18 protein-coding genes and 3 pseudogenes are annotated in these 22,516 nt (G+C 59.8%); 15 read left to right on the top strand and 6 right to left on the bottom strand.

Annotation, left to right across the window (positions count from 1 at the left end):
* Nucleotides 1-413, bottom strand: a 413-nt coding sequence (locus JCM25414_RS20805) for an outer membrane beta-barrel protein (RefSeq protein WP_148301118.1), incomplete at its 3' end; no start/stop codon positions are given.
* A gap of 637 nt (nucleotides 414-1,050) precedes the next feature.
* On the opposite strand from JCM25414_RS20805, the gene JCM25414_RS20800 reads away from it, so the two are divergent.
* The gene (locus JCM25414_RS20800; RefSeq protein WP_199897650.1) at nucleotides 1,051-1,593 is read left to right on the top strand and encodes a GDSL-type esterase/lipase family protein; all 543 of its coding nucleotides are present in this window, start codon (nucleotides 1,051-1,053) and stop codon (nucleotides 1,591-1,593) included.
* A gap of 144 nt (nucleotides 1,594-1,737) precedes the next feature.
* Complete coding sequence (locus JCM25414_RS14445; protein WP_025842098.1) at nucleotides 1,738-3,963, top strand: TonB-dependent siderophore receptor; 2,226 nt, start codon at nucleotides 1,738-1,740, stop codon at nucleotides 3,961-3,963.
* A 124-nt stretch (nucleotides 3,964-4,087) separates the two neighbouring features.
* On the opposite strand, the pseudogene JCM25414_RS20795 reads toward JCM25414_RS14445, so the two are convergent.
* The 3 genes and pseudogenes from JCM25414_RS20795 to JCM25414_RS20790 all read right to left on the bottom strand — a co-directional run bounded on the left by JCM25414_RS20795 (nucleotide 4,088) and on the right by JCM25414_RS20790 (nucleotide 6,960).
* Nucleotides 4,088-5,031 (bottom strand): annotated as a pseudogene (locus JCM25414_RS20795) (nucleoside hydrolase).
* Nucleotides 5,032-5,035: 4 nt separating this feature from the next.
* A complete protein-coding gene (locus JCM25414_RS14435) occupies nucleotides 5,036-5,308 on the bottom strand; it encodes a DUF3297 family protein (protein ID WP_025842097.1) in 273 nt (90 codons plus the stop codon).
* 156 nt (nucleotides 5,309-5,464) lie between these two features.
* Nucleotides 5,465-6,960 (bottom strand): annotated as a pseudogene (locus JCM25414_RS20790) (CoA-acylating methylmalonate-semialdehyde dehydrogenase).
* 478 nt (nucleotides 6,961-7,438) lie between these two features.
* Here JCM25414_RS20790 and JCM25414_RS14425 point away from each other — a divergent pair.
* Nucleotides 7,439-8,590, top strand: coding sequence for an alpha/beta fold hydrolase (locus JCM25414_RS14425; RefSeq protein ID WP_025842096.1), 1,152 nt, complete (start codon nucleotides 7,439-7,441; stop codon nucleotides 8,588-8,590).
* A gap of 182 nt (nucleotides 8,591-8,772) precedes the next feature.
* Here JCM25414_RS14425 and serB read toward each other — a convergent pair.
* Nucleotides 8,773-9,661 (bottom strand): annotated as a pseudogene (gene serB, locus JCM25414_RS20785) (phosphoserine phosphatase SerB).
* 1 nt (nucleotide 9,662) lies between these two features.
* On the opposite strand from serB, the gene miaA reads away from it, so the two are divergent.
* Genes miaA through ilvC form a run of 4 tightly spaced genes read left to right on the top strand, consistent with a single transcriptional unit; the run spans nucleotide 9,663 to nucleotide 14,060 of the window.
* Nucleotides 9,663-10,685, top strand: coding sequence for a tRNA (adenosine(37)-N6)-dimethylallyltransferase MiaA (gene miaA / locus JCM25414_RS14415; protein ID WP_081775960.1), 1,023 nt, complete (start codon nucleotides 9,663-9,665; stop codon nucleotides 10,683-10,685).
* A 32-nt stretch (nucleotides 10,686-10,717) separates the two neighbouring features.
* Nucleotides 10,718-12,514 carry a biosynthetic-type acetolactate synthase large subunit gene (gene ilvB / locus JCM25414_RS14410; RefSeq protein WP_025842094.1) on the top strand — a complete coding sequence of 599 codons (1,797 nt, stop codon included), beginning with the start codon at nucleotides 10,718-10,720 and terminating at the stop codon, nucleotides 12,512-12,514.
* The gene (gene ilvN, locus JCM25414_RS14405) at nucleotides 12,514-13,041 is read left to right on the top strand and encodes an acetolactate synthase small subunit (protein WP_025842093.1); all 528 of its coding nucleotides are present in this window, start codon (nucleotides 12,514-12,516) and stop codon (nucleotides 13,039-13,041) included. Before ilvB ends, ilvN begins: the two co-directional genes overlap by 1 nt.
* On the top strand, nucleotides 13,041-14,060 hold the full coding sequence (gene ilvC, locus JCM25414_RS14400; protein WP_025842092.1) for a ketol-acid reductoisomerase: 1,020 nt from the start codon (nucleotides 13,041-13,043) through the stop codon (nucleotides 14,058-14,060). Before ilvN ends, ilvC begins: the two co-directional genes overlap by 1 nt.
* Before the next feature lie 341 nt (nucleotides 14,061-14,401).
* Here the strand turns inward: ilvC and JCM25414_RS14390 are convergent, their stop codons facing one another.
* A complete protein-coding gene (locus JCM25414_RS14390) occupies nucleotides 14,402-15,127 on the bottom strand; it encodes an SDR family NAD(P)-dependent oxidoreductase (protein ID WP_025842090.1) in 726 nt (241 codons plus the stop codon).
* A 150-nt stretch (nucleotides 15,128-15,277) separates the two neighbouring features.
* On the opposite strand from JCM25414_RS14390, the gene JCM25414_RS14385 reads away from it, so the two are divergent.
* The 8 genes from JCM25414_RS14385 to JCM25414_RS14360 all read left to right on the top strand — a co-directional run bounded on the left by JCM25414_RS14385 (nucleotide 15,278) and on the right by JCM25414_RS14360 (nucleotide 22,508).
* Nucleotides 15,278-16,210 (top strand): LysR family transcriptional regulator, encoded by a 933-nt coding sequence (locus tag JCM25414_RS14385; RefSeq protein ID WP_242403621.1) that lies wholly within the window; start codon nucleotides 15,278-15,280, stop codon nucleotides 16,208-16,210.
* A gap of 204 nt (nucleotides 16,211-16,414) precedes the next feature.
* On the top strand, nucleotides 16,415-17,839 hold the full coding sequence (locus tag JCM25414_RS25480) for a hypothetical protein (protein WP_242403620.1): 1,425 nt from the start codon (nucleotides 16,415-16,417) through the stop codon (nucleotides 17,837-17,839).
* Nucleotides 17,757-18,509 carry a hypothetical protein gene (locus JCM25414_RS25475; protein WP_242403619.1) on the top strand — a complete coding sequence of 251 codons (753 nt, stop codon included), beginning with the start codon at nucleotides 17,757-17,759 and terminating at the stop codon, nucleotides 18,507-18,509. The genes JCM25414_RS25480 and JCM25414_RS25475 overlap by 83 nt, the downstream gene beginning before the upstream one ends.
* On the top strand, nucleotides 18,506-19,213 hold the full coding sequence (locus tag JCM25414_RS14375; RefSeq protein ID WP_025842088.1) for a histidine phosphatase family protein: 708 nt from the start codon (nucleotides 18,506-18,508) through the stop codon (nucleotides 19,211-19,213). The genes JCM25414_RS25475 and JCM25414_RS14375 overlap by 4 nt, the downstream gene beginning before the upstream one ends.
* Before the next feature lie 167 nt (nucleotides 19,214-19,380).
* Nucleotides 19,381-20,361 carry a polysaccharide deacetylase family protein gene (locus JCM25414_RS14370; RefSeq protein ID WP_159101785.1) on the top strand — a complete coding sequence of 327 codons (981 nt, stop codon included), beginning with the start codon at nucleotides 19,381-19,383 and terminating at the stop codon, nucleotides 20,359-20,361.
* Between the two features lie 242 nt (nucleotides 20,362-20,603).
* Nucleotides 20,604-21,338 carry a LacI family DNA-binding transcriptional regulator gene (locus JCM25414_RS14365; protein ID WP_025842086.1) on the top strand — a complete coding sequence of 245 codons (735 nt, stop codon included), beginning with the start codon at nucleotides 20,604-20,606 and terminating at the stop codon, nucleotides 21,336-21,338.
* On the top strand, nucleotides 21,224-21,535 hold the full coding sequence (locus tag JCM25414_RS27055) for a substrate-binding domain-containing protein (RefSeq protein ID WP_148301117.1): 312 nt from the start codon (nucleotides 21,224-21,226) through the stop codon (nucleotides 21,533-21,535). The genes JCM25414_RS14365 and JCM25414_RS27055 overlap by 115 nt, the downstream gene beginning before the upstream one ends.
* A 91-nt stretch (nucleotides 21,536-21,626) precedes the next feature.
* Nucleotides 21,627-22,508 (top strand): sugar phosphate isomerase/epimerase family protein, encoded by an 882-nt coding sequence (locus JCM25414_RS14360; RefSeq protein WP_025842085.1) that lies wholly within the window; start codon nucleotides 21,627-21,629, stop codon nucleotides 22,506-22,508.
* Nucleotides 22,509-22,516 lie beyond the last annotated feature (8 nt).

Genomic DNA, 22,516 nt, shown 5'->3' with positions numbered 1-22,516 from the left:
TCGATGCCGCCCTTTGAGAGGATCGGTGCGTGAACATCGACATGGGCCTGAGCTGGAAGAAGCTGATAGCGGTCGCTCGTCATTTTGTTCGACAGGCCGAGCAGGTGGTAGTAACGGGCGTCGGAGCCGTAAAGCGCCTCAAGCATGAACCCGACCTGGAATTCGTATCTGGTCGGATCGATGGCCTTTGAGAGGGTAAGGCTGATCTGGTTCAGCTGCGCCTGGTTGGCATGGTCGCCGAGAAAATTGCCGAAATTGATGCCGTTATCGGGGCGGGCAGGATTGGCCATGATGCCGCCTTCGATAAGCCCTGACAGGTTGACGCCCTGTAGCCAGGGATTGGAAGCCGTCTTGAACAAGGCGATTTCAGCACGGGCCGGATCCTGCATCGCAGCCGTGGCGAGAAGGGTCATGGCGCCGGCCGCTGCTGATTTGCGAAAATGGCGCGAAAGATGGCGAAGCAGGTCCATAACCCATCCTTTTAGAGGGCCCCGAAAGGCAGTGTCGTTTCAACAATATATTTTTATTTTGAAACGATAATTGTATCAATAAGGCAACATAATTTGTCATATATTGTGACCTTGTGATGATAGGCGCTCAAAACCGTGGATATTCAAATAAATAGCCAAATCTATTCCATGCAAGTGGAATGGCGATAGAAATTTTTCAGGGAAATAAGTATTTTCCGCCTGTGTCTTGGATCGGTATGCATTGCCGCGATTGGCAGACTGACGATGCCCTTCTCTCAGGCGCTTCAGAAAATGCACTGGTTATTCGAGATCGGCGATACAGGGAAATTCGGTATTTCAGAGCAATGATTAAACGGTAGAGCGTCGCGTTCAGGTTGGTAGAAAGAGGTTCTGCGCGAGACCAATACCGCATAGCATCTCCAGGCAGCGATGATCTCCTCTTGCACGGAACCCATGATATGGCCCTCAGACAAATCCTCTGCTTCGGCGATTCCCTGACCTGGGGCTGGATGCCCGTTCCTGAAGGAATGCCTACGACGCGCTATCCTGCAGAACAGCGCTGGCCCGGCGTAATGCGGCGGTGCCTCGGAGACTCCTATCGGGTGATCGAGGAAGGCTGAGCGCACGCACGACATCGATTGCCGATCCCAATGATGAGCGTCTTGATGGCTCGGCTTATCTTCCGACGGCGCTTGCCAGTCATCTTCCGCTCGATCTGGTGATCGTCATGCTCGGCACGAACGACGCCAAGAGCGCTTACCGACGCACGCCTCATGACATTGCGCTCGGTATGGCCAGATTGATCGGTCAGGTAAGATCCAGCGCGGGCGGGGTTGGCACGGCCTATCCTGCTCCAAAGATGCTGGTCGTCGCGCCGCCGCCGCTCGAGCACATCCCCGGCCCCTGGCTCGCGGCCCAGTTTGGCGATGCTGCGCCCAAGATCGCGTCTTTGCCTGCCCATTACGAAGCCCTCGCGAAGGCCCGAGGCGTGGGATTTCTCGATGCAGGGCGGCATGTCGTCACGAACGGTCTCGATGGCGTTCACTTTACGTCTGAGAACAACGAAGCCTTGGGGCAGGCCGTTGCAGAGAAGGTGAAAGCCTTGCTTGACGGGCTGGATTGAGAATGCATCCGTTAATTCGTTTCACGAGATGGTGATATTTGCGCCACAGTAAGATTGGGGAAAAGTAACGTTCGGCTAACTTAAATTGCGAATGACTCTCACTAACGCTAAGCCTCTGCCGTTTTCTCAAGGCAGGACGATTTTATGCGCGCGGATTTTACCCGTTTGGGTCTGGCGATGTGTGTTTCCCTCACGGCTCTGATGGTGGGGAGTGCGGGTGCACAGGAAAAACAGCAGGAAGCGAAAACCCATACGGGCGAGACAATCGGCTTGAAATCGGCCGTGCAACACGCCCCTCCCTCAAGCCAGCGATCGGGCAAGGCCAGCACTGTCGAACGTCTGACCGTTCGAGGTCAGAAGGGCGCGACCATCGCGTCATCGGCGACCAAGTCGAACACGCCGCTGATCGAGACCGCGCAATCGGTCACGGTAGTGACGCGTAACGAGATGGATATTCGCGGCGTGCTGACGCTCAATCAGGCTATTCGCTATGCGGCAGGCATCACGCCCGATCTGCGTGGCGGTGTTGGCACGCGTTACGACCTATTCCAGCTGCGTGGCTTCACTATCCCCGAATTTCTCGACGGGCTTCGTCTGCAGGATAGTCCGACCGGCTATGCCATTGCCCAGATCGATACGTCACGTCTGGAACGGCTGGAAATTCTCAAGGGCCCGGCTTCAGCACTTTATGGTCAGTCCAGTCCCGGCGGTCTTGTCGCCTTGCAGAGTAAGACGCCCCTCGACAAGGTCTCTTACGGCTCGGTCAATGCCACGGGCGGTATGTTCGACCTCTATCGTGTCGATGCCGATATGGGTGGCTACGCGACCAAAGACGGGTCGATCCGCTATCGCGTCTATGGCACCGTCAATGGGCAGCATACCCAGCTTTCGCGCACAGGCAGCCGCCGTTTCTCCATCAGCCCCACCGTGAGCTTCGGGGGCAACGGGCCGGATACACTCACCCTGATCGGCAATTATCAATACGACCCCGAAGCTGGCACCTATGGCGGTGTGCCGCTTGAAGGGTCACTCAAGCCTGCACCCTTTGGCGGCTACCTGCCGCGCAATTTCTATGACGGCGATGCACGCTTCGAGAAATTCAACCGCAAGCACGGCGCCTTCACCTACATCTATACCCATCGTTTCAACAACGACTGGAGCTTCTCGACACGCGGCCGTTACGACGATCTCAGCACGCAATATCGCAGCGTCTATAATGCCGGTTACTGGAATGCCGATGGCATGCTGCCACGCTATGGCTTCGGCACCACCGAGCACACACGTAACCTCGCCTTTGATAGCGGCTTCCATGGCAAACTTCGCACGGGCCCGTTCGTCCATATGCTCATGGCCGGTTTTGATTATCAGCAACAATGGGCCAATGAGACCGCCGGGTCGAGCAACGCACCCGACCTGAACGTCTTCGCACCGAATTACGATATGGGGATCGACCCGCTCCAGACCTATGCGCGCTACAAGGTGGATTCCCACCAGATCGGTGCTTACGGACAGGATGAAATTCACTGGGGCGGGCTGATCCTGACGGGCAGCATTCGTAATGACTGGTTCCGTTCGCGTCAGATAGAATACTTTGCGGATTCAAACTCCAAGCAGAGCCCGAGCCAGATCACCTGGCGCGCGTCGGGGCTCTATCATTTCAAGTTCGGCCTTGCGCCCTATATCAGCTACGCAACGTCCTTCCAGCCCCAGACGGGTGTGGTCATTGAGACGAGCGGGGCCACTCATCAGGCCAGCCCGTCGATCGGCAAGCAGCTTGAAGGCGGTCTGAAATACCAGCTGCCCGGTACACCGATCCTGCTGACGGCAGCCGGGTTCCATATCGAGCAGACCAACGTATTACTCTCAATCCCCAATACAATTTACAACACACAGCAGGGGCTCGTGCATTCCGATGGCTTCGAATTCGAAGCTCATATGGATAGCTGGCATAATCTGACCGTCGATGCGGCCGTCAGCGTGCAGCGCGTCAAGGACGATTCCACGGGCAAGCCGCTCATCCAGTCCGGCCGCGGCAATGCCTCGCTGTTCGGTTTCTACACCGTTCCCAAGGGGCGTCTCAAATCTTTCGGCTTCGGTGCAGGCATGCGTTATTCGGCTTCGGCCTATGGCGGCGAAGCAAGCTATGGTAGCGCCAATGTGCCGCAATATGCGCTGTTCGACGCGTCGCTGCGCTACGATCTGGTCAATGTGTCGAAATCGCTCAAGGGCTGGACGCTGGGCGCCAATGTACGCAACCTCTTCGACAAGCGCTACGTGACCAACTGCCTTGCCTACGCCGCTTACGGCCAGGCTTTCTGCTATTACGGTGAGCGACGCAATGCCCAGGCGACGCTGGGTTTCGCCTGGTAAAACTGACCGGCCGGGATATCACTCCGGCCGGGTGAAGGGCCGGTAAAACCTGGCCCTGATCGGTTAACAGAAATCCCCGGAGTGCAAAGGCCTTCCAAGGTTTTTCGATGTCAGGACAGGCGCTTTATGGCAGGCGCGACAGGCGCTCGGTCAGCACCTGATAAAACCCGTCTGAATCCACGTCGCGCAAATAAAGAGCATTGGCGGGGCGACCCGTCACACTCCAGTAATCGACCACGGTCTGACCGGCAGAGAGCGCGCTCTGGGTCTCGATCTCGACATTGACCAGACGGCCCTGAAACAGATCGGGGCGCAGCAGCCACATGATGGTGCAGGGGTCGTGCAAGGGGGCGCCGGGCCAACCGTATTTTTCCAGATCGAAGCGCTCTGAAAAACCGAGCATCCCGCCCACGCAGCGCCCTGCGGCGTTGCCGATGGCGCGAATACGGCCAAGGCGTGAGGGCGTCGTCAGCACCTGATGCGTGACATCGAGGGGCAGCATGACCACTGGCACGCCTGAACCCAGCACGATGGCGGCGGCCTCGGGGTCGACATACGCATTGAATTCGGCATTGGGGGTGATGTTTCCCCCTTCGAAACAGGCGCCGATCATCGAAACCACGCGATTGATGCGTGGCGCAATATCCGAGCTTTTTGCAGCGCCGTGGCCAGATTAGTCATGGGGCCGAGCGTCACGATCGTCAGGCTGCCTTCCGGCTCGTGACGCAGTGTCTCGATCAGGAATTCCACCGCATGGGGGGAGTCGGCCTGTTTGGTCGGGCGTGGCAGATTTGCGCCGTCGAGCCCACTCTCGCCATGAACATGATCCGCCCGCACAGGGGCGCGCGACAGGGGCAGATCGCAGCCGCTATGCAGCGGGATATCGGCGCGCCCGGCCAGTTCGAGAATGGCTGCGGCATTGCGCGTGGTGTTGGCAATGCCGCTATTGCCGCCCACCGTCAGGATCGCCTCGACCGTGAGGTCTTCGGGTGAGGCCAGCGCCAGTAGAATGGCAACCGCGTCGTCCTGACCAGGATCCGTGTCGATAATGATCCGTGTGGGCGTCATGGGTTTACTCCTTGCCGGCTTCTCCGGCGGTCTCTCCTTCGGGGCCCTTGACCCAGGCTTCGACCTTGCCCGAAACCTTGATCGTCATCGGGTTGCCCTTGCGATCGAGCGTCTTGCCGACGGCCAGACGCACCCAGCCTTCGCTGATGCAGTATTCCTGAACATTGGTACGCTCTTCGCCATTGAAGCGAATGCCGATGCCTTTTTCCAGCAAAGCCTCGTTATAAAACGGGCTGCCCGGTGTGGCGCTCAGACGGTCTGGCATGGTGTCGCTCATGGAATATCCTCCGGTTTGGCGCGTGTTCCAGTTCTTGTCATGGGACATAGCCCGAGTTCCGGCTTGCGCAAAGCACCGGAACGCAAAACGGGCGCGAGGGGGAGACCCTCGCGCCCGTTTGGGGCCGTTTTACGGCGCTGCGTGTTTGAAGCGCCCTCAGCCGAGGGTCGGCATGACGAAATCAGCGCCCTGACGGATGCCGGTCGGCCAGCGCGAGGTGACGGCCTTGTATTTGGTGAAGAAGCGCACGCCTTCGGCACCGTGCATGTGATGATCGCCGAACAGCGAGGCTTTCCAGCCGCCGAAGGAGTGGAAGGCCATCGGCACAGGGATCGGCACGTTCACGCCCACCATCCCGGCCTGAACCCGATGGGTGAAGGCGCGGGCGCTATCGCCGTCCCGGGTGAAAATGGCTGTTCCATTCCCGAATTCATGCTCATTGACCAGCTTGAGCGCGGCCTCGAAATCGGGAACGCGCACCACCGCCAGAACCGGGCCAAAAATCTCTTCACGATAGATACGCATCTCGGGCGTCACATGATCGAACAGCGACCCGCCGATGAAGAAACCCTCGGGGTTCTGTGGCGACTTGAAATCGCGCCCATCGACCAGAAGTGTGGCGCCCTCTTCGGCACCGATCGTGACATAAGAGGCTACTTTTTCGCGATGTACTCTTGTGACCAGCGGGCCCATTTCGGTCACGTCTTCAGTGCCGTTGCCGATCTTGAGCGCCTCGACCTTCGGGATCAGCTTTTCGATCAGCGCATCGGCCACGGGGCCGACGGCAACTGCCACCGAGATGGCCATGCAACGCTCACCAGCCGAGCCATAGGCAGCGCCCATCAGCGCGTCGACCGTCTTGTCGAGATCGCAGTCGGGCATGATGACCGCGTGGTTTTTCGCACCGCCCAGTGCCTGAACACGCTTGCCGTGCGCGATTCCGGTCTCGTGGATATAGCGGGCAATGGGGGTGGAGCCCACAAAGCTGATGGCCTGTACGTCCGGATGCTTCAGCAGCGCATCGACCACCAGCTTGTCGCCATGGACGATCTGGAAAACGCCATCGGGCAAACCCGCCTGTTTGAGCAGATCTGCCAGAATGAGCGAGGCCGAAGGATCGCGTTCGGACGGCTTGAGAACAAAGCAATTGCCACAGGCCAGAGCCATCGGCGCCATCCAGAGCGGCACCATGACCGGAAAGTTGAAAGGCGTGATGCCCGCGACTACGCCCAGAGGCTGGCGCATCGACCACGCATCAATTCCGCGCCCGACCTGCTCGGTGAATTCGCCCTTCAGCAGCTCCGGCGCGCCAGTCGCGAACTCCACCACTTCCATGCCGCGCGTGACTTCGCCCAGAGCGTCTGACAGCACCTTGCCGTGCTCTGCGGTGATGACAGCCGCCAGATCGCGCGCATGTTTTTCTATCAGGTCGCGAAAGCGGAAGAGCACGCGAGCGCGAGCGAGGGGCGTCGTTTGGGCCAACCGGGGAAGGCAGCCCTGGCAGCGGCAACGGCATCATCGACGTCTTTCGTATCGCCCAGAGCGAGCTGCGCCGTCACCTTGCCCGTGGCAGGGTTGAACACGTCGCCCCGCTTGCTGCCATGGCCCGCGGTGCGTGACCCGTTGATAAAATGCTGAATCAGACTGCTCATGAAACGTCTTCCTCTTCTCTGCGACCGTAATGGGCGAAGCGCGCTGGACCCGCGTCCGGTACGGGGCTTATAGCACCCGCCACAGAGTGCGGTTTTCAACTCTCGCACCAATGACGGGCTTTCTGCGTTTGGAAATTATTATTCTCTTTTTTGTTATATAAAAGAAAAATAATTCCATTTTTGGAGGCGGCCCTTCACGTTCCGGTGAAATAACCTGTGCTTCGCACCGTCTTTTCCGGCATCCTGTCATGGCGTGTTCCTGCACGGGCAGATCATTGTCGCAACGCGTCGCGATGCCTCTCGCCAATGACGGGTGTTACAGAAAACGTCTGGTCGCGTTGAGGCAGACAGGGCAATACCCGTCATGATTTTGCCAGATCGTCGGGTCATCCTGCCGATCCCTGCTCCCGAACCAACGATGGTCAGGCGGCGTTTGCTGTTTTCCTGTTGCCTGTGCCCCTGAGATCGAAGAGGTCTGATGCGTTCTGTTCTTGCCATGATGGCTGTTTCCGCCCTGACCCTGACCGCCTGCGCCATGGATGCGGATGAAGACGCCGAATCGCGCTACGCCCCCGTCGCCGCCGGTCAGGCCATCAAGATGGAGCAGAAAAACGCGCCCATCCCAGGCACGGCCTATCGCATGGCCTATCGCAGCACGGACGCGCATGATCCCACTCATCTCGTCGCTGTTTCCGCGGAGGTGATGGTGCCCCGTGGTACGCCGCCCGCCGGTGGCTGGCCTGTCATGGCCTGGGCTCATGGCACGAGCGGCATCGGCCTGACCTGCGCGCCCTCTATCATGGGTATCGGTGGTCCGCAGGCGAGCTTCTATGGCAGCTGGCTGCGTCGTGGCTATGCCGTGGTGGCGACTGATTATCCCGGTCTCGGTGAACCCGGTGCAGCGCTTTATCTGAACGCGAAATCAGAAGGCATGGCCGTGCTGGATTCTGTTCGCGCCGCCCGACGTCGTTTTTCGTCGCTCAGTGGTTATGTCGTGCTGTTGGGTCATGATCAGGGGGCTCAGGCCGTGCTCTCCGCCGCCGCTCTGGCAAAAAATTATGCCCCCAGCTTGCAGATCAAAGGTACCATTGCGCTGGGTGCGCCCTATTTCGACGGTGATTCCGGCCATATCCTGACCCAAGCCCATGGCGCCCGCCGTTTTGCCCCGGGCGTCGTCTACGGGCTTCTGCTGGGGGCATCTCTCGGGGCGGCGGATTCCTCATTCGATCCGTCCAGCGCCTTCAAGCCTCGTGCCCTGCCTCTGTATCGCAAGGCGAGTGAGCTTTGCCGTGGCGATTTCTTCGGTGCGGTCGAACATGCCGGTCTGACGCCTGACAACACGTTCCAGCCGGACGCAGAAAATGCTCTCGCTCCCGCGCTGCAATGGGCGCGTTATCCCACGCTCAAGCTCGCCTCGCCCGTCATGTTGGGTATCGCAACCAATGACACACAGGTGCCTCCCGCCCAGCAGGAGAAGCTGAAACAGGCGCTATGCTCTGCGGGAACAAGCGTGAGCGTGCATCATTATCGCGTCGAGCATTCCCCGTTGCTTAACGCTGCCGAAAGCGAGGCTCAGGCCTTCGCCGATCGCAGCCTTCAGGGCGACGCGATTTCTTCGGATTGTCAGTAATGCTTGTTTGCAGGCTTAGGGCGCTGCCCTGAGTCCGCCAAAGGGCTGTCACTCTTTGGAAACCCTTTCTAGCACGCGCGGGTCTTCCCGTTGAGCAGCTCACGTCAGACCATCAATGCGAACGAAAATGGGATGAAAGGGGCGAGCCCCTTTCCGGGGGATGGGGCAGCGCCCCATAAGCCTCACTCCACGAAAACACTTGCCGGATAGCCCTGTGCGAAAAGATGGGCGCGCAGGTCGAATGATTGACCTGCATCTCGATCATCTGGCGCACTTTTGGTTTGGCCTTGTAGGCAATGCCCAGACCGGCAACGGCCAACATGGGCAGATCATTGGTGCCATCGCCGGTCGTCAGGGCGGCAGTGGCCTTTACGCCGCGTTCTTCGAGCAGGCGTTGCAGATGCTCTTCCTTGCTTTCCGGGCCGAGAACCGGCGCTGCGAGCTTGCCGGTGAAGAGGCCGTCTGAGATTTCGAATTCGTTGCCGTAATGCTCGTCAAAGCCGCAGGCCTCGGCGACGCGGCTGGTGAAGAAGGTGAAGCCGCCTGAAACGAGCGCCGTGCGCGCGTTATGGGCGCTCATGGTTTTCACCAGCGTCTGTGCGCCGGGGTTGAGCTTCGATTTCTGCCAGACTTCTTCGAGCAATCGGTCGATTTACCAGCGAGCAGCGCCACGCGCGTACGCAGGGAGTCCTCGAAATCGAGCTTGCCATTCATGGTATCGAGCGTCAGCTGGGCCACGTCGTCACCGACGCCCAGGAGAGCCGCGACTTCATCGAGGCTTTCGCCGTCCAGAATGGTACTGTCCATATCGGCCACGAGCAGGGCTTTGCGGCGACCGCGTGTCTTGACCAGCAACGCATCGACCTTATGCCGGGCAAGGGTTGCGCGTATGGTGGCGATTGTCGGCGCGCCAGAGGCCGGTGTGGGGCAGGGAATCTCGACAGCCTCGCCCGCGGAAAGCACAATGGGGTTATTGCCCTTGACCATGTTCCGGGCGATGTCGATGGCATCTTTGGACAGGGTGCCCTGTGCAGGGTCGGCAACGAGAACGAGAGCGTAAGGTAAGGTCATCTTGGCCCATCAAAGAAAAACGTCTGGGACAGCAAGACAAAATGCTGACGCCCCGATCGCCCTTATTGTGGCGGGACCGACCTGTTCGGGCAAGTCGGCACTGGCTCTCTCTCTCGCCGAACGTTTTACAGGCACGGTGATCAACGCCGATTCCATGCAGGTCTATGCCGATCTGCATGTGCTGACAGCGCGCCCTGATGCAAGCGATGAGGCGCGCGTGCCGCATCGGCTTTATGGCGTTCTGGATGCCGCCCAGCCGGGCAGCGTGGCCTGGTGGCGCGAGATGGCGCTTGGCGAGATGCAGGCGGCGTGGACGCAGGGGCGCCTGCCCATTCTGTGCGGTGGCACAGGCATGTATATGCGCGCGCTGCTCGATGGTCTGGTGGAGGTGCCGGAACCGGGTGATGAGGCACGCGAGGCGGCACGGGCATTCGTGGCCGAGCAGGGGAGCGAGGCCGCTCACGCGGTTCTGATGCGCGACGATCCGCAAACCGCAGAGACCCTGCGCCCCAGCGATGGCCAGCGTGTTGCGCGGGCGCTCGAAGTGCTGCGGGGCACGGGGCAGGGGTTGTCGTACTGGCGCAGTCAGCCGGGCCTGCCCCCTGCGCCCTGTCGCTTTGTCTCTGTAAGGCTCGATCCGCCTCGCGAAATGCTGCGTGCGGCTATCGGCGAGCGGTTCTCGCGCATGATCGATCTGGGCGCCATGCAGGAGGTCGAAACCCTTGTGGCGCGCGGGCTTTCGCCTGCTTTGCCCGCCATGCGCGCCCATGGCGTGCCGGAATTGAGCGCCGCTCTTGCGGGAACACTCCTGCTGGACGAGGCTATACGCCGCGCCGTCATCGCGACGGGGCAATATACGAGGCGTCAGGCAACCTGGTTCAACCATCATGCGCTGGGCGCAGAGCAGGATTGCATGATTTCCTTGCAGAGATATGACGAGAGTACGCAATTTTCGGAAAGAGAATTCGAAAAAATAGCAACTTTCATACAATCAGCCATTGACGAATCCTCGTCACCATCATAAACCCGCCCGCTCAATGAAAGGGGTGCGCTCACATGGACGCGTCAACACAGCAGACCGGAAAAACTTCGACAGCGCCGCTCAACGGTGCCGAGGTACTCCTGCGCGTGCTTGTGGAGCAGGGCGTCGAGGTGATTTTCGGCTATCCCGGCGGCGCGGTGCTGCCCATCTATGATGCGCTGTTCAAGCAGAACCATATCCGTCACGTTCTGGTGCGCCATGAGCAGGCTGCGGTTCATGCGGCAGAAGCCTATGCCCGCTCGACCGGCAAGGTGGGCGTGGTTCTGGTTACCAGCGGCCCCGGCGCTACCAATGCTGTGACCGGTCTGGTCGATGCGCTGATGGATTCAATCCCGCTCATCTGCCTGTGCGGTCAGGTGCCCACGGCGCTGATCGGCAATGACGCGTTTCAGGAGGCCGATACGACCGGCATCACGCGTCCGGCAACCAAGCATAACTATCTTGTCCGTCGCGGTCAGGATCTGGCGCCGATCGTGCGTGAGGCGTTTGAGGTGGCTGCAGGCGGTCGCCCCGGTCCGGTGCTGATCGACCTGCCCAAGGACATATCGGTCGGCAATGCGCCTCTGCCCGCGCCGGGCGAGGGACGTCTGCATCGCCCCTATCGACCGACTCTGGATGCCGATGCCGAAGGCATTCGTCAGACCATCGCCGCCATGAAGCGCGCCAGGCGCCCACTCTTCTATACGGGTGGCGGTGTAATCAACGCCGGACCGAAGGCAGCCGAAGGGCTGCGCGAGCTGGCACGACGCACCAATTTTCCCGTGACCTCCACGCTGATGGGGCTGGGCGCTTTCCCGACCACGGATCGTCAGTTTCTTGGCATGCTGGGCATGCATGGCAGCTACGAAGCCAATCTGGCGACCCATGGCTGCGATCTGCTGATCGCGCTTGGTTCGCGCTTCGATGACCGCGTGACGGGCCGCGTCGATGCGTTCTCGCCGAACTCCTTCAAGATCCATGCAGATATCGACCCGTCGCAGATCAACAAGATCATCCGTATCGATGTGCCGCTGATTGGTGACGTCGGTCGTACAATCGACGCGCTTCTGGCCGCCTGGGACGGCGAGGGGCAGGATCTGAGCGGCTGGTGGGCACAGATCGAAGGTTGGCGCGCTCTGGACTCCTTTGGCTTCGTGCAGGATCAGACACCGAGCGCCATTATTCGCCCGCAATACGCTGTTCGTCGTCTGTATGAAGCGACACAGGCTCTGGGGCGCGATACATTTGTCAGCACGGAAGTGGGCCAGCACCAGATGTGGGCGGCGCAGCATTTCCAGTTCGACAAGCCCAATCGCTGGCTGACATCGGGTGGTCTCGGCACGATGGGCTATGGTCTGCCGGCGGCGGTCGGCGCGCAGGTGGCACACCCCGATGCGTTGGTGATCGATATTGCCGGTGAGGCCTCGACGCTCATGAATATTCAGGAGCTGGGCACCATGGCGCAATATCGCCTGCCGGTGAAGCTGTTCATCCTGAACAACCGCTACATGGGCATGGTGCGTCAGTGGCAGGAGTTGCTGCATGGCTCGCGCTATTCACAATCCTATAGCGAGGCGCTCCCCGATTTCATCCGTCTGGCTGAGGCATTCCATGGCAAGGGGTTGCGCGCCACCTGTGTGGGTGAGCTTGACGGCGTGATTGACGAAATGCTGCGCCATGACGGCCCGGTGGTAGCCGATATCTGCGTGGCGCAGGATGAAAACTGCTTCCCGATGATCCCGTCGGGCGCCCCGCATAACGAGATGCTGCTCGGCCCCGATCAGGAGGCCAATGCAGCCAAGATCACACAAGAAGGCATGATGCTGGTCTGATGGCACAGGATATCCAGAGAGCCGTCATTGCGGTTCTGATCGAAAACGAGAGCGGAGCCCTGGCCCGCGTCGTCGGTCTGTTTTCAGGGCGTGGCTATAATATCGAAAGCCTGACCGTCTCCGCCATCGATGCGACACGCAACCTGTCGCGCATCACCATCGTGACGTCTGGCACGGAAATGGTGATCACCCAGATCAAGGCGCAGCTTGCGCGTCTGATTCCGGTGCACGGTGTGCGTGATCTGACCGCTTGCGGTCCGCATGTGGCGCGCGAACTCGCGCTGATCAAGGTGGTCAGCAAGGGCGAAATGCGTACCGAAGGCATGCGTATCGCCCAGGCGTTTCGCGCCCATGCTGTTGATACGACGGCAGGGTCTTTCGTTTTTGAACTGACGGGAAGCGCCGAGAAAATCGATGCTTTCGTCGAATTGATGCAACCGCTTGGTCTTGCGGAAGTGTCCCGGACCGGAATCGCCGCTATAGGCCGTGGTACCGAAGTCTTTCAATCCATCGAGGAGTCTTTCTGATGCGCGTCTATTACGATCGTGACTGTGATCTGGGCCTGATCAAGGGCAAGAAAGTTGCCATTATCGGTTATGGCAGCCAGGGCCATGCCCATGCCAACAACCTGAAGGACAGCGGCGTGACCGATATGGTCATCGGTCTGCGTCCTGAGTCGTCGGCTGTTGCCAAGGCAGAAGGCGCTGGCTTCAAGGTCATGAACCCCGCCGACGCAGCCGCCTGGGCCGATGTCGTGATGGTTCTGACGCCTGATGAAGGCCAGGGCGCGCTCTACAAGGACTCGCTCGAAAAGAACCTGAAGCAGGGTGCGGCGCTCGTTTTCGCCCATGGTCTGTCGATCCATTTCCGCATCATCGAAGCCCGTCCTGATCTGGACGTGTTCCTTGTTGCGCCGAAGGGCCCTGGCCACACCGTGCGCTCCGAATATCAGAAGGGTGGCGGTGTGCCGTCGCTCGTGGCTGTTGCCCAGAACGCAACGGGTCAGGCGCTCGAAATCGCCCTGTCCTATGCTTCGGCCAATGGTGGCGGCCGCGCCGGCATCATCGAGACCAGCTTCAAGGAAGAGGTCGAAACCGATCTGTTCGGCGAGCAGGCCGTGCTTTGTGGCGGTCTGGTCGAGCTGATCCGCGCTGGTTTCGAGACGCTGGTCGAGGGCGGCTACGCTCCCGAAATGGCTTATTTCGAGTGCCTGCATGAAATGAAGCTGATCGTGGATCTGATCTACGAAGGCGGCATTGCGAACATGAACTACTCGATCTCGAACACGGCCGAGTACGGTGAATATGTTACCGGCCCGCGCATCGTGACGGCAGAAACCAAGGCCGAGATGAAGCGCGTTCTGACCGACATCCAGGACGGCACCTTCGTGCGTAATTTCATTCTGGAAAACCAGGCGGGCGGCGTCGGCTTCAAGGCCATCCGCGCCCGCAATGACGTGCACCAGATCGAAAAGACCGGCGAAAAGCTGCGCGGCATGATGCCCTGGATTGCCAAAGGCAAGCTGGTAGACAAGGCCAAGAACTGATTTTTGTTCAGACCTAAGGTTAGAAACGGAAAGGGGGCTCAGCCCCCCTTTTTTTGTATGGCAGCCACTCGATTTTACCGGACCATCGGGTTGGACAGGGCATCGAAGGCCCGAAATGCAGCGTTTAGCGTGATGGCGCGATTTTTCGCAAACGCATGACAAAATCCACGTGGATGGTCGAATAGTCGGTTTTTGTTGGGCGAAGAGCGACGCTATGAAAGGCACCTGAACCAGTTTCAAACGGCGCTATCACGACGGAATCTGCCTTCTGATCGCGAGGTGATGAACCGTATTTTGAAGATGCGTGCGCTTCCCGACGAGCGCAGAACAGTGCCTGCCTTTCACCAAGGGACGTCGCGCCCAGCATAGTCGCGGTAGATGAGTCCTTTTTTGCTCCGGTGGTCCATCAAGCATCTTGTCACACCGGGGATACTCTCTTCTATGCTCAGCCGCGCATCAGGACCACCAAGAGTGGTGCGTACCCAGCCGGGGGCGATCAGGGCGAGAGGTCTTTGATGCTTCTGTCGTGCGTCGTAACAACGCATGAACTGGTTGAGCGCAGCCTTGCTGCCGCGATAGAGTTCGCGCAACCCGGTTTCATTATTGGCGATGCTCCCCTGGCCGGATGACATGATTCCGATCAGTCCCTCAGGCGCCACCAAGGTCTCGAATGCGTCAACCACCCGCATCGGTGAGAGCGCGTTGGTGGTCATGATGGCTATAAAATCCTGAGTGCTGACCTGCCCGACAGGCTGGTTGGGCGTGGTGTTCGTCGTGCCCGCATTGACGAACAGCATGTCGAAAGGCTGTCCTGAAAGGCGTTCGGCGAGACGCGTGGCAAGACTGTCGATCTGGTCAGGTTGGTCGATGTCCAATGTTTCAATGGCGATCTGTCCCGCATGAGTCACGGCCAGATCGTGCAACCCGGTGTGCTGGTTGCCCCGCACCGTGCCAGTGACATGCCAGCCCAGAGAAACGAATTCGGACGCAAGGGCGAGGCCGAGACCGCGCGACGCGCCGACCAGAAGCAGCCGCCCGGCGGGCTGCAGGCTAGAAACAGACATCATGGGGGTAGACCTTACGCTGGTGGCGACGCCCGGAAGGGAACGTCCTGTACTCTCAGACGATGGGGTTCACAGAGAAAAGGCGCCAGACGCAGCTTGTGCAGTATGGAAATGCATCAGGCGCCATGTCGGGCGCGGTGAGTGGAGAGAGCCGTGACGTTTTCTGGAATACCGCCCGATCTTAATCTGCTGAATGCGCTCGATGTCCTGCTCGAAGAGGGGAGCGTCAAGAAAGCCGCAGCGCGGCTGCGTCTCAGCGCATCTGCCATGAGTCGCACGCTGGCACGATTGCGTGAGACGACAGGTGACCCGCTTCTGGTGCGGGCAGGGGGCGGGCTCGTTCCGACGCCTCATGCACAGGTGTTGAAAGACCGTGTGGGTGCTCTCGCCCGGCAGTCGCGGGAAGTTCTTTCGCCGGTTCAGCGTGGTGTCGACCCGAAGAGTCTCGATCGTATTTTCGTTTTGCGTACGAATGAGGGGTTTCTTGAGGTGTTTTCTCCTCGCATCATCCGTGCTCTGGCACAGGAAGCCCCGGATCTGACGCTGATATTCGCACCAAAGCACGACAAGGCGGCCGGGTTGCTGCGCGACGGGCGTGTCGATCTCGATATCGGCGTTGTGGGGCTGGGCGATTACGGGCCTGAAATGCGGTCTTGCCTCTTGTTCCGTGATGGTTTTCAGGCTGTGGCGAGAAGAGACCACCCAATCTTCAGTCACGGTGCCATCACGCCCGCACATTACGCCGCTTTTCGCCATGTCGTCGCCTCCAGAAAGGGGCACAGACATGGCATTGTGGACCAGGCACTGGCCAGTCTCGGCTTGCGTCGAAGGATCGTTGCCGTCGTGCCCGGCTTCGACGATGCGCTTCGTCTGGCGAGAGAGGCCGATCTTGTCGCTCTGGTGCCACGATCATTTTTCCGAGCCTCCGCAGAGCCGCTCCTGCGTGGTTTTGCGCTGCCGGTTGATACGCCTGAAATTGCGGTCAGCGCGTTATGGCACCCGCGCTTTTCGGCAGACCCCGCCCATCGCTGGATTCGCGACCGGATCATCGGGTTGTGTCGCGACAGGCTGGGGGATGATGCCTGATCGACTGGGGCGGATTTCTTCGCTTCGGCGCGTACAGAGGCAGAACCGCACTCGCCATAAATTACGTTAATAATTGTGACGTGAAGGGCGTTTTAGGGCTCGGAACAGCTGAAATTCGTCGATGAACGGCCGGTGGCCCAGCCTTGTTCATGGGCTGCCCTCATTTGGGGATCAACGCAGTCTGGGCTATAAAGCCGCCTCTTCATGACAGGATGGCGCCGCGTGCTTGCAGAAAAAGTGACGGATAGTTTGTTGGCTGCGCTCGACCGACCGGACCTGCAGAGCCTGTCGGATCGGATCGTTTTCGATCTTTCGCCGCGTCTTCATCTGCCCTTTACAGTCTCTGCCGACGCCATCGTTCTCGGCGCCATCGCCTTCGAGCGGCCGGACATGGCGCCAACCTTGCTGCGCTATGCGCTCGAATGGGGGTTCCTGCTTCAGGGTCTGCCCATGCATGACCGCCCGCTGGCGGCCATCGTGGCGGCACGCGTGGCGGCCCTTTTCCATCAGCTTGATTGCGACACACCAGCATTGCCCGCCGGGCTGGAGTGGTTGCATGATTTCGCGGGTGATCAGCCGCCTTCGGCATCGCGTGTGACAGCGCTCTGGCCCAAACTGACGCAGTTCTGTCCTGAGGCTTGTGTGTCGGTGGTCGAGCCCGCCATGCTTCTGGCGCGGCTCAAGCCGCTCTGGCCCTGTCTGGCACCGGCGGAATATCTGATGGCCGATGGCGGCGACGAGCGGCTGCGCATCGATCCCGAGACCGGCCTGAACCGTTATGGCTGCTCGCATCGCCCGCGCCCCTGGGCCGTCACGTTTTCGTCTTCCACAGCGTCATCCCTCTCCGAGCGTGGCTATCTGGGGGCAGAGCGTGCCCGACGGGCCTGTTTGCTGGATGCCCTGCACGGCACTCAGCCATCGCGCGCGCGCGAGGCTGCCTGTCTTGCCGTGAGAGACGGTCTGGCGGCGCTTTACGGTCTCGACTCGCGGGATAATGTCGTTCTGGCTGCCTCCGGCACCGATTGCGAGCTGGCAGTTCTGGCTGTGGGTCTGATGCGGGCAAAGGGCGCAGCCATCACCAACGTGCTGATCGCGCCGGATGAAACCGGCAGTGGCGTGCCGCTTGCGGCGCAGGGGCGGCATTTCGCCGCTGAAACGGCACTCGGCAACACGGCCTACAAGGCGCGCCACCTCGCTGGCTTCCCGGAGCAGACACGCCTGCTCGGTATCGCCATACGCAACCCGGACGGATCGCCGAGAGACGCAACGGCGCTCGATGACGAGGTGCGCTGTTGCGTCATGCGCGAGGTGGCCGAGGGCCGCCATGTGATCTTGCACCAGCTCGACATGTCCAAGACCGCTGATAGGGCCATGTCATGCTCTGCTGGAGGAACTGGCAGGTCTCTATCCCGAGCAGCTCACCTTCGTCGTCGATGCCTGTCAGGCGCGTCTAGCGCCCGAGCGTGTAGGCCTGATGGTGCGGAGCGGCATGATGGTCATGACGACCGGGTCCAAATTCCTGACCGGGCCGCCTTTCTGTGGCGCAGTGCTGCTGCCGCAGAGCCAGGTCGAGGCGCTGACCGCATTTTCCCTGCCGGAAGGGCTTTCAGCCTATTTCAATCGGTGTGACTGGCCGGCAACGCGGGCGCCCGAGCCTCTGACCCGCGACGGCAATCTCGGTCTGGCCCTGCGCTGGCAGGCAGCTCTCGCCGAAAGCGAGGCTTTTGCCGCAGTGCCGCGGGTGCGCATCGTCGAGACGCTGAGGCGCTTCGAGTTTACAGCGCGCGATGTGATTGCCCTTCATCCCGCTCTGACCCTTCTGCCTGTGCCGTCTCTGGACCGTGCCCGTATCGATGGCCAGGAAATCTGGGATGTCGTGCCGACCGTCTTCTCCTTTCTCGTCGATGATCCGCAAACCTCTGAAAAGCCCCTGGCGCTAGAGCGCGCCCGCGCCCTGCATCGCTGGCTCAATGCCGATCTCTCGCCCTGGATTGCGGGCGAGCCGCTGGCGGAGTTGCTCTGTCATCTGGGGCAGCCGGTGCCCGTGCCGCATCCGGCATTGGGGGGCGAGAATGCCGGGGCTTTGCGTCTCTGTGCCGGGGCGCGTCTGGTTTCCGGTGAGCCGTCTCATGCAGGTTTGACAGATCAGTCGCGTCTTGCGCGCGAATTTGCCGATATACGTCGCGCCTTTGCCAAGATCTCTCTCATTCTTGCAAATTGGGACCGGCTCGAAGCTGCCGATCCGGTGCCGCGCTATGCGCCTCATTCCCATTCTTCGCGAAAGTCTCTGGTATCATGACCCAGTCACACACGCCCTCTTCGACCGAGCCGAAGGCGCATGGCCATTTTCTGGATTCCATGCAGTTGCCGTCAGGTGTGACGCGCATCTGGCTGATCCGTCACGCCATTGTCGAGGCAACGGCGCGCCTGCGCGTTTATGGTGCGCTCGATGTCGATCTTTGCTCCGAGCATCTGGCTTTGCAGGTGCCTTATTACACCGCGCTGGGCTACAGATTGCCGGATGACGCGCAGTGGGTGGTCTCGCCGCTCAAGCGTGCTCAGGATACGGCTCGCGCTATTTTTTCTGCGGGTTATGGCGCCCGCAATCTGACGATCGAGCCTCGCTTTACCGAACAATCCATGGGCGAGTGGCATAATCTGCCGCATGAAGAACTACCGTTGAAGCTGCGTCAGACGGCGCATAATTTCTGGTCGCTTTCGGCTTCCGAGCAGCCGCCGGGCGGTGAAAGCATGCTCGATGTCTGTGCCCGTGTCGGCCATGCACTCGATGAACTGGCCGATCGCAGCGAAGGGCAGGACACTGTGGTGGTGAGCCATGGGGGCGCTATTCGTGCCGCAATCTCGCATGCGTTGAATGTGCATCCTGATACTGCCCTGCGTTTCTCGATTCAGAACCTTTCTCTCTCGATTCTGGAGCGTATCAACGGCGTCTGGCGGGTCGTGACGGTCAATGAATTGCCGGCAAGCATCAGTCAGACCTGACATGTCGGCACAGGGGCGTGAGGACTGGCCTCACGCTCGATGATATGTCGGTCCTGACCGTATTTTTCTTCTCCATGCCGCACCATTGCCTGATTCTGTTTTCGTAATGAGTCCGGAGTGCGGAAAAATCACGAAGACACGTGGTTTCCGGCCCATGAGGCATCATGATGAAGAAGAAAAAAGAGACCGATTTTCGTAGAATTTTTCCGGCTTTGCTGCTCTGTTCGACCGTTCTGCCCTGCACGCAGGGCCTTGCGGCGGCGCAACCGACCCATAAGGTGGCGATCACTTTCGATGATTTGCCTTATGTCATGCACGCGGGTGCCTCGCAGGAGGAAAGCCAGGCCGACGCCTTGATGGCCAACAGGGCAATTCTGGCGATATTGCGCCGCGATGCCATCCCGGTGACGGCTTTCGTCAATGAAGACAAGGTACAGGCCTTGGGCACGGTCGGCACCGATATACTTGCTCAATGGAATCAGGGCGCTCTGGTATTAGCCAATCATGCAGCGCATCATGTTGACAGCAACACGCTTACCCCGGCCCGATTCGAGAATGAGATACGGGAAGGCGAGCGGAGCATCGGACCGCTTGCCCGTCGGGCAGGGCGGCATCTCGACTTCTTCCGTTTTCCGTTCAATCATGCAGGCGATACGGAATCGAAACGTATTGCCTTTTCCGAGATCGTCAAACGGCTCGGTTACAGACAGGCCGCCACCACGATCGACGTTGAGGACTATCTTTTCAACGATGCTTATGAATGCGCTCATGCCACGCATCGTTCAGATGATGAGGCTCGCATACGGCAGGCTTATGTTGCTTATGCCCGCATCGAGATTCCGTATTATCGGGCACTCGATGAAAAAATCATGGGGCGAGACATCCCGGCAGTCATGCTTTTTCACAGCAATCGTCTGAATGCGGCGGTTCTGCCCCAGATCCTCGCCCTCTTTAAAGAGCAGCATTATCGCTTCGTCACGCTGACGCAGGCGCAAGCGGACCCCGCTTTCGCGCAGGAGCCCAAAATCGCCACCAAATTCGGTCCCATGTGGGGCTATCGCTGGGCACAGGAGCGGCATATCGCGGTCGATGGACGGCTTGAGCAGGAGCCGCCTGACTGGGTGCGTCTCTACTGCCACACGCCGTAAGACCTTGAGGGTGCTGGCGGCTTTAGCGGTTCGCAGTCGTGACGATAGCCCCTGTTCAGGACTGTCGCGCTGACGGGAAAAAGGGCGGCGCTGGCAGGCTGGAAAAGCCGCCACGAGAGTGCCGCGATGGCTGTCGAAAGAGAGGCTGACATAAAATAACAGAAACGTCATTTCCCTGACACGTTGGATTCATCTTACGTCTGGCGCCGCGGTTAAACGTTTAACCGATTGAGGGGCGTCTCATGTCACGCAAGACCGCCAAGGTATCGATCCGCGATGTCGCAGAGGAAGCGCAGGTTTCTGTGGCAACCGTCTCCAACGTCGTGCGCAGCCGAAAAAATGTGTCGGATGCCGTGCGTGCGCGTGTCGAGGAGGCCATCAGCAGGTTGAATTACCTGCCTGACAGGGCGGCCATGCAGCTGCGCGAGGGGCGTAATCGTATTATTGGCGTGCTGGTACCCAGCCTCGATAATCCGTTTTTTACGGCGATTATCGCCTGTCTCGAAGACTGCGCCCGAAAGGATGGTTACGACATCATCGTAGCCAGCGCCGGTGAGGAATCCCAGCTCGCCTCATCGCGGCTCAAGGCGCTTTTGTCGTGGCGTCCTGCGGGCATGATTATTCTACCCAATGACGATCTCTTTGCCGATGCGCCGTTTCTCGATGCCACCGGCGTGCCCTATGTCGTGCTCGACCGGCTACCGCATTCCTGCAATGCGGATACTATCGCGGTCGAAAACGAACAGGCGGCTACAGAGGCTGCGGCCTATCTCGCGGGCCTGGGTCACAGGAAAATTCTGGTCGTCGCTACCACCCTGTCGCTCGCCAATATTCGCGAACGCTGCGCGGGTATCATTGCGTTCTGCACGCAGGCCGGGTTGCCCGCTCCCACGGTTCTGGAAGTCGGCCATCATGCCGAGGAAGGGCCCGAAGCGCTTACGGCCGTGCTCAAAGGCGATCAGGCCCCGACTGCGTGATTGCTCTTACCAATTCCATTACTCTGGGCGCGCTGCGTTGCCTGCACCAGAGCGGATGTGCCGTACCCGGCGACGTGTCGCTTGTCGGATACGACGATTATGCGTGGATGCGCGCCACTCACCCCCCCATCACGGCCATTCGTCAACCGGTGGAGGAAATGGGGCTCAGGCCTGGTCGCGTCTCATGCATCGCATAGCGGGCGAAAGCACCGCCCCCATGCAGGTCAGATTGCCCTGCACGCTCGCGGTGCGCGGTTCGACCGCCGCTCCCAAAACAGGAAAAATGTCATGAACAAGCTTGGATTGCATGCTTTCGTCTGGACCGCTGGCTGGACGCCCGAAGACGCCGCCATGGCCATACGTTCGACCGCCGAACTTGGCTACGACCTGATCGAAGCCTCGACGATGGACCTCAAGGCTTTCGATGTGCCTGCTACCCTGCGCGAACTCGAGCGCAACAAGCTCGGCATTACCATGTCGTTCGGCCTGACCTCGGATATGGATATTTCGTCGGGCGATGCCGAGCGCACAAAGCGCGGTGAGGCGCATCTGCTCGATGCTATTTCGCTCGCACGCGATGTGGGCGCTACCCATGTCTGCGGTATTCTTTATTCGGCCTTTCAGAAATACGCGACGCCGGTCACGGCAGACGGTATCCGCGGCTCCATAGAGGTCGTGCGTCGCGTTGCCGAAAAGGCGCAGGCGAGTGGCATTACGCTGGGTATGGAAGTGGTCAATCGTTATGAATCCAACGTGCTCAATACGGCGCGTCAGGCGATTGCCTATGTGAAAAAAGTCGAGATGCCGAATGTGAAGCTGCATCTCGATTGCTATCACATGAATATCGAAGAAGCCGATTCAGCCGAGGCCATTCGCGAGGCGGGCGATCTGCTGGGGTATTTCCATACCGGCGACTCCCATCGTGGCTATCTGGGCTCGGGCTCGGTCGATTTCCCGAGCGTTTTCCGTGCGCTGGAAAGCATCAATTATCAGGGGCCGATCACGTTCGAGTCCTTCTCTTCCGCCGTGGTCGGTCAGCCGCTTGAGGGCATTCTGGGTATCTGGCGCAATCTTTGGGAAGACAGTCGCGATCTGGCTGCTCATGCCAAGGCCTATACCGATGTGCAGATGAAATCTGCACGCGAGGCGCTTGGCCGCCAGAACCGCTGACTTCTTAC

Source organism: Asaia platycodi JCM 25414 (assembly GCF_000614545.1).
Lineage (GTDB): Bacteria > Pseudomonadota > Alphaproteobacteria > Acetobacterales > Acetobacteraceae > Asaia > Asaia platycodi.
This window is presented reverse-complemented; position numbering and strand designations above follow the sequence as displayed.

What these genes read in the sequence shown, in the direction of transcription:
- JCM25414_RS14435 (WP_025842097.1), bottom strand. Translation starts at nt 5,308, where the DNA reads ATGAGCGACACCATGCCAGACCGTCTGAGCGCCACACCGGGCAGCCCG.
- JCM25414_RS14390 (WP_025842090.1), bottom strand. Translation starts at nt 15,127, where the DNA reads ATGATGTCTGTTTCTAGCCTGCAGCCCGCCGGGCGGCTGCTTCTGGTC.
- JCM25414_RS14375 (WP_025842088.1), top strand. Translation starts at nt 18,506, where the DNA reads ATGACCCAGTCACACACGCCCTCTTCGACCGAGCCGAAGGCGCATGGC.
- ilvC (WP_025842092.1), top strand. Translation starts at nt 13,041, where the DNA reads ATGCGCGTCTATTACGATCGTGACTGTGATCTGGGCCTGATCAAGGGC.
- JCM25414_RS25480 (WP_242403620.1), top strand. Translation starts at nt 16,415, where the DNA reads ATGACAGGATGGCGCCGCGTGCTTGCAGAAAAAGTGACGGATAGTTTG.
- JCM25414_RS14365 (WP_025842086.1), top strand. Translation starts at nt 20,604, where the DNA reads ATGTCACGCAAGACCGCCAAGGTATCGATCCGCGATGTCGCAGAGGAA.
- JCM25414_RS14360 (WP_025842085.1), top strand. Translation starts at nt 21,627, where the DNA reads ATGAACAAGCTTGGATTGCATGCTTTCGTCTGGACCGCTGGCTGGACG.
- JCM25414_RS14425 (WP_025842096.1), top strand. Translation starts at nt 7,439, where the DNA reads ATGCGTTCTGTTCTTGCCATGATGGCTGTTTCCGCCCTGACCCTGACC.
- JCM25414_RS14445 (WP_025842098.1), top strand. Translation starts at nt 1,738, where the DNA reads ATGCGCGCGGATTTTACCCGTTTGGGTCTGGCGATGTGTGTTTCCCTC.
- JCM25414_RS14370 (WP_159101785.1), top strand. Translation starts at nt 19,381, where the DNA reads ATGAAGAAGAAAAAAGAGACCGATTTTCGTAGAATTTTTCCGGCTTTG.
- ilvB (WP_025842094.1), top strand. Translation starts at nt 10,718, where the DNA reads ATGGACGCGTCAACACAGCAGACCGGAAAAACTTCGACAGCGCCGCTC.
- ilvN (WP_025842093.1), top strand. Translation starts at nt 12,514, where the DNA reads ATGGCACAGGATATCCAGAGAGCCGTCATTGCGGTTCTGATCGAAAAC.